General features: G+C 36.2%; 10 protein-coding genes. 9 read left to right on the top strand and 1 reads right to left on the bottom strand.

The genetic code is table 11. The annotated features are described in order from the left end of the window. From FJ213_11395 to FJ213_11360, 8 genes are all read left to right on the top strand, one after another. Positions 1 to 129 (top strand): T9SS type A sorting domain-containing protein (locus FJ213_11395; protein MBM4176758.1); only part of this gene is annotated, 129 nt, incomplete at its 5' end. Between the two features lie 144 nt (positions 130 to 273). After that, a complete protein-coding gene (locus FJ213_11390; GenBank protein ID MBM4176757.1) occupies positions 274 to 1,050 on the top strand; it encodes a hypothetical protein in 777 nt (258 codons plus the stop codon). A gap of 205 nt (positions 1,051 to 1,255) precedes the next feature. Then, positions 1,256 to 2,482 (top strand): T9SS type A sorting domain-containing protein, encoded by a 1,227-nt coding sequence (locus tag FJ213_11385; GenBank protein MBM4176756.1) that lies wholly within the window; start codon positions 1,256 to 1,258, stop codon positions 2,480 to 2,482. Further along, entirely contained in the window at positions 2,479 to 4,692 is a 2,214-nt protein-coding gene (locus tag FJ213_11380) for a T9SS type A sorting domain-containing protein (protein ID MBM4176755.1), read from the top strand. Before FJ213_11385 ends, FJ213_11380 begins: the two co-directional genes overlap by 4 nt. 187 nt (positions 4,693 to 4,879) lie before the next feature. Continuing rightward, entirely contained in the window at positions 4,880 to 5,827 is a 948-nt protein-coding gene (locus FJ213_11375) for an ADP-ribosylglycohydrolase family protein (protein ID MBM4176754.1), read from the top strand. Between the two features lie 667 nt (positions 5,828 to 6,494). Then, positions 6,495 to 6,980 (top strand): cupin domain-containing protein, encoded by a 486-nt coding sequence (locus tag FJ213_11370; GenBank protein ID MBM4176753.1) that lies wholly within the window; start codon positions 6,495 to 6,497, stop codon positions 6,978 to 6,980. 93 nt (positions 6,981 to 7,073) lie between these two features. Beyond that, entirely contained in the window at positions 7,074 to 7,760 is a 687-nt protein-coding gene (aqpZ, locus tag FJ213_11365) for an aquaporin Z (GenBank protein MBM4176752.1), read from the top strand. 176 nt (positions 7,761 to 7,936) lie between these two features. Further along, positions 7,937 to 8,311, top strand: a complete 375-nt coding sequence (locus FJ213_11360; protein ID MBM4176751.1) for a protease inhibitor I42 family protein — start codon at positions 7,937 to 7,939, stop codon at positions 8,309 to 8,311. 305 nt (positions 8,312 to 8,616) lie between these two features. On the opposite strand, the gene FJ213_11355 is transcribed toward FJ213_11360, so the two are convergent. Continuing rightward, entirely contained in the window at positions 8,617 to 9,987 is a 1,371-nt protein-coding gene (locus FJ213_11355) for a tryptophanase (GenBank protein ID MBM4176750.1), read from the bottom strand. Between the two features lie 278 nt (positions 9,988 to 10,265). On the opposite strand from FJ213_11355, the gene FJ213_11350 reads away from it, so the two are divergent. Beyond that, positions 10,266 to 11,054 (top strand): hypothetical protein, encoded by a 789-nt coding sequence (locus tag FJ213_11350; GenBank protein ID MBM4176749.1) that lies wholly within the window; start codon positions 10,266 to 10,268, stop codon positions 11,052 to 11,054. Positions 11,055 to 11,178 lie beyond the last annotated feature (124 nt).

The raw sequence follows: 11,178 nt of genomic DNA, 5'->3' as shown, positions 1-11,178 counted from the left end.
ATGATGCAACCCGGAGAATATGATGTAAAATTCGGAAATGATAATTTGGAACTTGTAAGTGGTGTGTATTATTATCAGCTCCAGGTAAATAATTTTGTTGAAACAAAGAAGATGATTCTGCTGAAATGAGAGCTTAAAATTTTTGAAGCTTCTCTAAATTAAACATCCAAAATACTTCTTCTTGTTAGTAATAAATTAGTTTACTAATTTATCGCACAATTCAATTCACTGGGCTTAAAGAAAACTTACTTCAAAACCGAAAGGAGAATAATTATGAATCCCAAAAAATCTTTCTACTTTCTTTTTACATTTGCTGCACTTTTTGCTTTCCAATCGTTAACTGCACAAAATGAAAAGAAAGATCAGCTGTTTCTCGTTCACGAAGAAACAGCAAAAGTTAGCATGCTCGATCAGTATGAAAATACTTCTGCTGATTGGGTAAAACTAATGCACGAAGCGAAGCTTGATGTATCCCAAATTCATGCATCGCAGCGCGACGATTTTCACTACTACTATCTTATGCCGATTGCAAATTTTGCCGAGATAGATAATATGTATGAAAAATTTGTTGCAGCAAGGGATAAAATCGATAAAGATAAATGGACCAAGTTTTACCAGCAAAACGAATCGACAATCGAGACACACAAAGAATTCGTTATTCGCTGGTCTTCCGAATTTTCTTACGTTCCAAAAAATCCGAGACTTAAACAAGGAGAAGGAAATTTTGCACATTGGATTTTCTTCAACTTTAAATTAGAAAAAAGAAAAGAGGTTATGGAAGTTCTAAAAGAATGGAAAAAACTTTACGAGGAGAAAAATGTTCCTAACGCTTATGATATTTGGTTAATGGAAATCGGCGAGAACAACAACATGATTGCTCTTACAGAGTTTGCGAAAGACGCCGTTGATTTTCATCAAGCTATGGATGCTGTAAGCAAGCAGCTTAAATCTGAAGAAGATGAGCTTTGGGGTAAATTAGCTCCAAACATCTTAAAGATTGAACAGAAGTACGGAAAGGTAAGACCAGATTTATGTTACTATAAAAAGTAATCTTCTATAGATTTTCAAAGAGGCTGTCTCAATAGTTTGTTTTAGTCATCCCGAACTTGATTCGAGATCTAATTTTTAATTAAAATACATACATTGGATTCCGAAATGAATTCGGAATGACAGTTCTGAGACGGCCTTGTAAAAAAAAATATTTCTTTTTAAAATTCTTTTCTACTAAATTTCATTTAAACGTTAAGTGAGATGAATGAAATTTCTATCAAACATTTTAGTTTTATTAATATTAATCTCAAACTTTTCTTTTGCACAAAAAAAATATTTTAAAGGAAACACTCACACACATTGTTATCCTTACAGCGGAGATATAACCGATACCTCATATACAGCATCGAAAGTGGTTTCGCAATATAAAGCGAGAGGTTATGATTTTTTAGTTTTTACAGATCATGGCGCCTGGTTCAATGCTGCCCCTCTTTCAACTCCGGATTTTACAGTAATAAATGGCGAGGAAGCAGGAATTTCAGGAGGCGGTTTGTGGGGACATTTTACTGCACTTGATTTGAAGAGCAGAGTTAGCGGAGCGAATCTTACTCATCAACAGCTAATAGATTTAATATATAATCAAAATGCTGTCCCGTTTTTAAATCATCCGAGATATGACCAGATTCCAATTACCGCAAAACAAGTAATAGAAAATATGCAAAGTCGCTTAATGCATGTTGAGATCTACAATGGTGTAACAATAAATCAACCGGGACATACGGATATTTCAGTATGGGATAGCGTGCTTTCTACCGGAAGACTAATTTACGGAGTTGCTGCGGATGATTCGCACCGCGAAAGTCATCAAGCTAAAGCTTGGATAATGGTTTATTCTTCATCAAATAATAAAGATACTTTGGTAAAAGCAATTCGAAACGGAGATTTTTATTGCAGTACGGGAATAATACTTGACTCGATTTTTTATTCTTCGAACAGAATATATTTAAAAAGCCAAAATGGTAATTCAATTAAGTTCATCGGCAAAGACGGGAATACTTTATCGACGGTTTCAAGTAACGAAGCTTCTTATACAGTAATCGGAACTGAAAAATACGTTAGAGCTGAAATAGGCAATTCGTCCGGACAAAGAGGATGGATTCAACCTTTGATGGTAACAGGCTCGACAGGTTCGATAGAAGAAAACAGAATTAATGATTTCAAACTTTATCAAAATTATCCGAATCCGTTCAATCCGATGACAAATATTAAATTTCACATTCCAAAATCATACTATGTAAAATTAAATATTCTCGATGTACTTGGAAGAGAAATAGCAACGCTCGTCGATGAAGAAAAATCTAACAACACATATAATTATCAATTCTCAATTCATAATTCGCCAGCGACGAATCAATTACCAAGCGGAATTTATTTTTATAGAATGATCGCAGGAGATTTTTCCGAAACAAAGAAGATGATTTTATTAAGATGAAAACACTTGCTATTATTTTCTTCTTTACAAGGTTAGTCCTTTCACAAAGTTGGTTTGTGAACGGACAAAATGCCGATCTTATGCTATCGGGTGTAGGATTTAATAATACGGGTGGCGCTTTATATTTTAATCATCCCAGCGGTATTGCAAGCGATGGAACTCGATTTTTACTGTGCGATCGTTTTAATAATAGAGTTTTGATTTGGAATTCCCTTCCAACTTCATGGAATACAATGCCGAATCTTGTTCTTGGACAAAATAGTTTAACATCGAATAATTCCGGTTCATCAAAAAGTGAATTAAATTTTCCTGGGAATGTTTCGGTTGCACAAAATGGCGTGGTTACAATTGCAGACACAGATAATGATAGGGTTCTAATTTGGAGAACGTTTCCAAATCAAAATGGACAAGCTGCCGACTGCGAGATTTATCTTCCAGCAATTTCTCCACCGGGAATTCCTATAAGATACGGCTGGCCCTGGGGAGTTTGGACAGACGGAACTCGACTTGCTGTTGTAGCAACTCACGGAAGTTCAATTTTATTTTGGAATTCAATCCCGACGAGCAATAATCAATTACCCGATTATACCATTACGAATTCAAACTTTGGCACACCAAGAAATATTTCAACTGATGGAAATACTTTTTTCTTTGTTGGAGATCACAACGCAAAAGTTAACGGCGATAAACCCGGAACTTTCTTTTGGAATTCTTTTCCAACTCTACAAAATCAGACTTATGATTTCTTTAACGAGAATGAAGTCTGGATAAAAGGCGTAAAACTTCCGGATGGGAAACTCGTTGCCGGTGGAATGTCATCGATTTACTTTTGGAACACAATTCCAGTTTCTTCAGCACAAAGACCGAACCTTGTAGTTACAAATCCTTATTACAAAAATGGTGATGGTCCCGATGTAGTTTATGCAAGCGGAAAATTGTTTGTAAATAATTACAATGGAAATAATGTCCAAATTTTCAATTCAATTCCAACTTCGCCAAATCAGTTACCAGATTTTGCTTTAGGCAGTTCTTCGGTTTCTGTAAATACGCTCGATTCAATAAATTATATTCAAAATCCTGTCGTCGCTACTGACGGAAAAATTCTAATTGCGTCTTCAGATTTCGACGCAAGCTTATGGATTTGGAAAACGATTCCAACAATTAGCGGAAAAGCTCCCGATGTTAAGATTCCGCTTAGAACAGCTCCGCTTGATATCTCACCATGGGATAATGCGCTTTATAAAAATAAAATTGTTCTCGCAGGAAAAAATAAAATTGCAGTTTGGAATTCAATTCCTCTAAATGGAGAATTACCTTCAACGGTGTATTCAAATTCTATTGGAAATTTTATTTTTCAAGAGTTAAAAGGAGTTGCGCTGGATAGTTCATATTTTTATTTATCAAACCGAAATGGAACAATTGGAATCTGGCAGGGCATACCAGCATCGCCCTTGGTAAATCCGATTATTTCTTTCTCTTTGCCTGCAACAAACATGAATCATATTCACAGTGATGGAAAATATTTTTGTGTAACTGTGCAAGATGGAAATCCAAGAGGAATTTACGTTTATAAAGTGGCAGATTTCATTCCTGGCGTTGTTCCTTCGCCATATAAAGTTATATTGAGTTCACCACAATTAAATTTAAATCTTCCTTCAAGCGCAATAACGTTTAACAATAGTTTTGCAATTGCTAATAATTCTAATAATCAAGTTTTGATGTGGAAGAATGTTGATGATGCCGGAGATACTTCCAAAGTTGTTGTATTAGGACAAACATCAATTCGAAATACTTTACCTGGAATCTCGGATAGAAAACTTCACATGCCGGGATCATTAGCCGCTTCAGATAGTACATTGTGGGTTGGCGAATTTAAGTTCTCTTCAAGAATTTTAAGGTATAGATTTCCAAATACAACACGCGTAGTATTCGCTGAAAATAATCCGGAGAAATTTGTTCTCTATCAGAATTATCCGAATCCTTTCAATCCGAGCACGACGATTGTGTTCAGTCTCCCATCGGGTTCTTTAGTCTCTCTAAAAGTTTTTGATTTTATTGGAAGAGAAGTAGCTATTCTTTATTCCGGGGAGTTACCGGCCGGAACATACGAGCAAAGGTGGGATGCCGCAAATTTGCCAAGCGGTATTTACTTTTACCGATTGCAAGCGGGTTCTTTTTCTGAAACCAAGAAACTTGTTTTAATCAGATGAAAGGGCAACTGCAGCTAACAAGCAAAAACATGACGCAAATAATAATTTCCTAAGAGATTCTTCGACATTAAGTCTCGAATCGCTCAATGCCGTTGCTCTCAATAAATATTTTTATAATAGTTCGCAACGGCAATGTATGTTTTTGCAGAACGTTAGCTGCAAGCATACAGAACATTACACATAAAAAATGACAGACAAAAATAACAGTATTAAATCTGCTCTATTTGGAGTCGCAGTTGGTGATGCACTTGGAGTTCCTGTAGAGTTTAAAAGCCGTGATACAATAAGAAAAAATCCTGTAACTGATATGATTGGTTACGGAACATATAACTTACCAGCAGGAACTTGGTCTGACGACAGTTCTCTAACTTTTTGCCTTGCCGAAGCATTAACACAAGATTTTAATCTAAATGTAATCGGACAAAATTTTGTGAAATGGTATCACGAAAATTATTGGACACCTCACGGAAATGTTTTTGACATCGGCATAGCAACACGACAAGCAATTTTACGACTTGCACGAGGCGAGAAACCAGAATTGGCAGGAGGTTTTGACGAAAGCGACAATGGAAACGGTGCGCTTATGCGAATTTTGCCGTTACTATTTTACATACTTGACAAACAAATCAACGAACGCTACGACATTACAAAAAAAGTTTCGTCAATCACTCACGGACATATCCGATCAGTAATTGCTTGTTTTTACTATCTTGAATTTGCGAAACAAATTTTTGATGGAAAAGACAAGTTTAAAATTTATGGAAACTTGCAAACTGAGATTTCAAATCACTTGAAACGTCTGTCAATTAATCCAAAAGAAATTGCGTTATTTGACAGACTACTAAAAAGCGAAATTTACAAACTTGATGAAGAAGAAATTCAAAGTAGCGGTTATGTATTACATACACTTGAAGCAAGTATTTGGTGTTTGCTGACAACAGACAATTACAAAGAAGCAGTTTTGAAAGCAGTAAATTTAGGTAGCGACACAGACACGACAGGTGCAGTAACAGGGGGACTTGCAGGACTTCTTTATGGATTTGATAATATTCCGAAAAATTGGATAGATCAAATAGCCAGAAAAAAAGATTTAGAAAATTTAACTGAAAGACTATTAAAACAAAAATGCCATTAGCTAACAGCGGGTTTTAGAAATGGCGAGGCAAACGAATAATTTGAAATGGAAAAGGGGTTTAATTTAAAGTTTTATCTATATTTGTTAAGGCTTGGTCTTGGTTCATCGCCACTTCTTAAAGCCGCGAAACGTTAGCGGCAATTTTAAAATACGACACAGATGCCAGTTACTCAAACTAATTGCATAGCCTGCGGACAACGCTTAACGACACCAATAATTTCAAATGCTGGTGTTCTTTGTAATACGTGTGCCCGACAAGGACTATTCAGGAAGCAAATTATAATTACTGGGATTACACGGATGAACCAGGGTAACATTTGTGTTAGTGGCGTTGACCCTCAAACTTGGCGTTTCGTAAGACCATTGTTTCAGACAGGACTGCAACGAGATTTTACACTTGACGGCAGGACACAGGTAATTAGCCACTTTAACTTTGTTGAAATTGAATTTAGACACTATCGTCCTGAACACATTTATCATACAGAAGATTGGATAATAAATGAGAATTTTGCACCGAGATTTATACGACATTTATCTGACCAAGAAATTGTGAACGTGTTAAACAGAATGGCAATATCAGATTTAAACCAAGCAATGCAACCAGTTTACAGATTGTCGAGTTCTTAACACAAGTTAAATGATTTGAGAAAATTAGCAGTTGCAAAATATGAAGCAAAGTTATTTAACAAAATTAAATAAAATTACTGAACTCATCTTTAACGATTCAGACTTAATAGGAATCATTGAAAAGTTAAAGCTTGAGCTCAATTTATCAGATCAACCTTTCTTAGGTAAAGCAATTAAGTCTATTTCCTTACCGTTTACCCTGCCTGATGAAATTAAATCAGTATGGATATTTGTTATTAAAAAAAATACTCCCTCAATCTCCCACTATCATCCAAATAGTGTTCAACATACTACAGTAATTGAGGGATGCGGTAAGGTGATGATCGGCGACAAATTGCGCGATTTGAAATCATTTGATTCATCTAATGAGAACACCTGGTATATAATAGATAAAAATCTGCCGCATGAATTTTTTCCTGGAAATGAAGATTTAGTCGTTCTATCTTTTCACTCTTGTCTTCCGGAAGATTTAATTGAAGTTAAATCAAAAAGCGGCTGTGAACGAAAATATGTTAATGAAAATTAATTTTTTACTTCAGCGATGTTGGTTTGTTTGTTTAGGAGACTAGAAGTAATTAATTCGTGTTAATAATTTAATAACAATTTATTAGGAGCATTTATGAAAAAATTAATTGCAGAATTTTTCGGAACTTTTTGGTTAGTCTTAGGAGGATGCGGCAGTGCAATTTTAGCTGCGGCATACCCTGAACTTGGAATTGGATTTGCAGGCGTCTCTCTCGCCTTTGGCTTAACCGTTTTAACTATGGTTTATGCTGTGGGACACATTTCAGGAGCGCATCTGAATCCAGCAGTTTCAATCGGACTTTGGATAGGCGGCCGCTTCGGTAAAAAAGAATTGCTCCCTTACATCGCAGCTCAAGTGCTGGGAGGAATTGCAGGGGCATGTATCTTATATATTATTGCAAGTGGGAAACCAGGATTTGAAATTGGCGGATTTGCTGCCAACGGATATGATATGCATTCCCCAGACGGATACAGCATGCTTTCTGCATTAATATGTGAAGTCGTAATGACTTTTATGTTTCTTGTTATAATTTTAGGAGCCACTCATCCAAAAGCACCGAAAGCATTTGCAGGTATCGCAATCGGATTGGGATTAACCCTCATTCATTTGATAAGCATACCCGTAACAAATACTTCCGTGAATCCTGCACGAAGTACAAGTCAAGCAATATTTGTTGGTGACTGGGCAGTTGGTCAATTATGGTTATTCTGGGTCGCACCAATTGTCGGTGCCGTTTTAGCAGGATTTGTTTATAAAATGATATCACCTGACACTGAATAAAAATTAATTAACTAAAGTTACGCAAAACAGTCATTCTGAATCCGTCAACTGACGGATGAAGAATCTGAATTTGGAATTTTCGGAATTTATTAGATGTTTCGTCCCGATTACTCGGGACTCAACATGACTAAAAATCCATTCTGCGTAACTCTGTTAATTAATTCATTTAAGAACCTATGAATAAGATTATTTTTTTATTGGTCATTTCTTCTCTGTTTTTTATTTGCAGAAAAAATGGAGATAATAATGGTTCAGATTATAAATTTGATTTTGATATCGAAAAAGGAAAAAGTTTCCAAATTGAATTGAAATCCAATCCCACGACTGGATATTCCTGGAAATGGATTAATCGAACATCAGTCTCAATCGTGGATACAGCTGGTTATAAATATTTACCGGATAGACCTGGATTAGTTGGCAGCGGAGGTAAAGAAATTTGGACCTTCAAGGGAATGAGTATCGGTAATGATTCTCTCCGCTTTGAATATAACCGTTCATGGGAACCGAATTCAACAGTCGAATCAAAAACAATTTACGTTCGAGTTAAATAAACTGTCGTGAACTTTAATCCGTGATAATTCGTCACGCTTGCCTCCGAAGGGTCATGAAGATTATCAATTTAGGTTCTCTCGATACGTCCCGATTTCGAGTTGAATTTTACTAATTAATCGGGACTACTCGAGAACCGCTAACCATTTAGAGGTTTTCGAGTATCCCGACTATGAATGGTTCAGAATAAGAGTCGGGATGTATCGAGAAAACAACCATGTTCAACACAGTGCTGCGGCGAAGGACTCCATGTGATCTGTGTTCTATTGCTTTTGATTTTCTACTGATACAAAATTGAGTTTCTCAATTAAGCATACTCGAATTTCGCTGTAAAGTGCCTTAGCATCGGAGCTTCATAGGTAATTTTCATACCTCTCAAAGATTTTCTTTTCTCAAAAACTTCAATAATAACTTCCGCAACATAATCGACATGGCTCTGTGTGTAGACTCTTCTCGGCAGAGCCATTCTAACAAGTTCAAGTCTCGCCGGAATTAACTTTCCTTCTTTATCATACTTACCGAACATAACACTTCCGATTTCAACGGCTCTAATTCCTCCGTGTAAATACAATTCGCAAACGATCGACTGTCCAGGATATTGATCCGCAGGAATATGCGGAGAGAATCTTTTTGCATCGAGATAAATCGCATGACCTCCGGGCGGTTCAAGTATTGGTACATTTGCCGCTAAAAGTTTTTCACCAAGATATTCAATCGAGCGGATCCGGTACTGCAAATAATTTTCATCAATGACTTCCTCGAGTCCCTGAGCAATTGCTTCTAAATCTCTTCCTGCCAATCCTCCGTAAGTCGGAAATCCTTCCGTAACGATCAAAACATTCCTGCACTTCATCATCAACTCTTCATCATTCATTGCGAGAAATCCGCCGATATTCACCAAAGCATCTTTCTTAGCACTCATTGTGCATCCATCTGCGTATGAAAACATCTCCTGAGCAATTTCGAGAATGCTTTTATTTTCATAACCTTTTTCCCTCTTTTTAATGAAATACGCATTCTCAGCAAAACGGCAGGCATCGAGAAATAATTTCAATCCATACTCATCACAAAGTTTACGCGTCGCTCGAATATTTTCCATCGAGACGGGTTGTCCGCCGCCGGAATTGTTCGTGACTGTAAGCATCACAAATGGAATATTATCTGGACCGACTTCATTAATAAAACTTTCGAGCTCGATCAGATCAATGTTCCCCTTAAAATCCCCTCTCTTTTCCGGGTGCCTTCCGATTTCAGTTATAAAATCAACTGCTTCGGCACCAGTATATTCTATATTCGCTCTTGTTGTATCGAAGTGAGTATTGTTTGGAAAATATTTTTTCTCTCCTCCGACGATTGAAAATAAAATCTTTTCTGCAGCTCGACCTTGATGTGTAGGAATTATATATTTAAAACCCGTAATTTTTTGGATAACACTTTCAAATCTGTAAAAACTTTGAGAGCCGGCATAAGCTTCATCGCCGCGCATAATTCCTGCCCATTGCTCGGAGCTCATTGCAGATGTTCCGCTGTCTGTCAGTAAATCAATCAAAACATCTTGGGAATGGATCAAGAATGTATTGAAAAATGCATCTTTAAGGATTTTTTCTCTTTCAATTTTACTAGTAAATCTAATTGATTCTACTGATTTGATTTTGAAGGGCTCAATGATTGTTTTCATGGTTCAAAATTAAGTCGATGAGGAGCAAGTATCAAGTTTTAGTTTATCGTTCAGCATGATTAAGTTAGTTTTTTGTTTTGAGTTATTGGTTTCGGTTAGCGGTTTAAGGTTAAAGAATTGATCTTTGTTTTTCAAATAATTGATATTTGTCTTTTGGAATTTGTGATTTAGCCGTCCTGCAGAGCGAATAAGCGTTGAATAATTTTCGACAAAAATATTAGTAAAATTTCTATATTTGAGTAAGTGTTCTTATCCATTAATAAACATAGGAGAGTACAATGGAGCAGGAAAGCACCTTACAACCTGATCAAAATTCCACTGAACAGGAATTGTCATTTTTCGATAAAGTCACCGGAATCTTCACAGAACCTTCAGCAGTTTTTGAAAGCATAAAAAAGTTTGAGTTCAAAACGATTGATTGGTTGATACCTACGATTGTTCTAATCGCTGTAGCAATTCTATCTAACTCTTTGATTATGTCCAATCCAGAAATCAAAGTTGAAGTAATTGCCGAGCAGCGTGCTCAAATGGAAAAACAGTTCAAGGATGCGGTTGAGCAAGGACAAATGTCTCAAGAACAAGCCGATCAGCAGATTGAACAAGCTGAAAGAATGATGGAAGGGGGCTTAGGAACTATTTTCAGAAGTATTGGCGCATTAGTCTTTATATTTCTTTTCTTATTCCTCGTGAGTTTATTCTATTGGATTGTATGGACAAAGCTTCTTAAAGGAACAGGTCAGTACAAAGGAGCTTTAACAGTATATGGAATGACTTATTGGATCGGAGTCGTTGAAGTTATACTCGTCGTTATACTTTCTTTTGTGATGGTAAAGCTAATCCAAGGTATTAGCATCGCAACTTTTGTTGATTTTGAGAAAGGTTCAGACCTAAGATATTTTATGTCAAAGTTAAATCCATTCACACTTTGGGGATTATATGTCGCTGGAGTTGGATTAGGAAAAATCTTCAATGTTGAGAAGAATAAGTCATTAATTACAATATTCATTATTTGGGTGGTTTATGTAATCATTGCTAAGTTCATTCCATTCTTGAATTGGGCTGGTTGATTTTTTTTAGCCAGATGTGATTGCAGTTGGTCATTACTGACTGCAATCGCATCATTAATTTTTTTCTTGGTGAAAGTATAATCGTAAAATTAATTTTGACGAGAGAGCTTTTTCTAAAATCAGT

This window comes from Ignavibacteria bacterium (genome assembly GCA_016873845.1).
In the GTDB taxonomy this organism is placed as follows: domain Bacteria; phylum Bacteroidota; class Ignavibacteria; order Ch128b; family Ch128b; genus JAHJVF01.
This window is presented reverse-complemented; position numbering and strand designations above follow the sequence as displayed.

What these genes read in the sequence shown, in the direction of transcription:
- FJ213_11390 (MBM4176757.1), top strand. Translation starts at nt 274, where the DNA reads ATGAATCCCAAAAAATCTTTCTACTTTCTTTTTACATTTGCTGCACTT.
- FJ213_11385 (MBM4176756.1), top strand. Translation starts at nt 1,256, where the DNA reads ATGAAATTTCTATCAAACATTTTAGTTTTATTAATATTAATCTCAAAC.
- FJ213_11380 (MBM4176755.1), top strand. Translation starts at nt 2,479, where the DNA reads ATGAAAACACTTGCTATTATTTTCTTCTTTACAAGGTTAGTCCTTTCA.
- FJ213_11375 (MBM4176754.1), top strand. Translation starts at nt 4,880, where the DNA reads ATGACAGACAAAAATAACAGTATTAAATCTGCTCTATTTGGAGTCGCA.
- FJ213_11370 (MBM4176753.1), top strand. Translation starts at nt 6,495, where the DNA reads ATGAAGCAAAGTTATTTAACAAAATTAAATAAAATTACTGAACTCATC.
- aqpZ (MBM4176752.1), top strand. Translation starts at nt 7,074, where the DNA reads ATGAAAAAATTAATTGCAGAATTTTTCGGAACTTTTTGGTTAGTCTTA.
- FJ213_11360 (MBM4176751.1), top strand. Translation starts at nt 7,937, where the DNA reads ATGAATAAGATTATTTTTTTATTGGTCATTTCTTCTCTGTTTTTTATT.
- FJ213_11355 (MBM4176750.1), bottom strand. Translation starts at nt 9,987, where the DNA reads ATGAAAACAATCATTGAGCCCTTCAAAATCAAATCAGTAGAATCAATT.
- FJ213_11350 (MBM4176749.1), top strand. Translation starts at nt 10,266, where the DNA reads ATGGAGCAGGAAAGCACCTTACAACCTGATCAAAATTCCACTGAACAG.